Consider the following 440-nt stretch of genomic DNA (forward strand, 5'->3'; position numbering starts at 1 on the left):
GGACCTGCACCTGGATGCCGATGACATGGCCGCGATCGCCGCGCTTGAACGCAACGGCCGCGAAGTCGATCCGCCGGGCCTGGCCCCGGCCTGGGACTGAGGAGCCTCGCCATGGGCAGTGCGTTGACGCGGCTGCAGGCCGGTGGTTTCAGCATCGGCATCGAAGCACCGCTGGACAATGACTGGACGCCGCTGGGCGAACAGGCACGACACGCCGCGCGACGCCTGCCCGGCGAACCGGACCTGCAGCGCCATGCGGAGCTGGCACGGTTGGCCGACCGCCTTGGCTTCCGTGCGCTGTGGGTACGCGACGTGCCGGTGTACGACCCGGCCTTCGGCGATGCCGCACAGGTGTTCGAGGTGTTCAGTTACCTCGGCTATCTGGCCGGCATCACCGAGCACATCCTGCTGGGTACCGGCGCGGTGGTGCTGCCGATCCG

1 protein-coding gene is annotated in these 440 nt (G+C 69.3%); it reads left to right on the forward strand.

The annotated features are described in order from the left end of the window. Positions 1-111 precede the first annotated feature (111 nt). Positions 112-440: LLM class flavin-dependent oxidoreductase (locus RhoFasB10_RS25835; protein WP_167679347.1), on the forward strand; the 329-nt coding region annotated here is incomplete at its 3' end.

It is taken from the genome of Rhodococcus sp. B10 (assembly GCF_011770055.1).
In the GTDB taxonomy this organism is placed as follows: Bacteria; Actinomycetota; Actinomycetes; order Mycobacteriales; family Mycobacteriaceae; genus Rhodococcoides; species Rhodococcoides kyotonensis_B.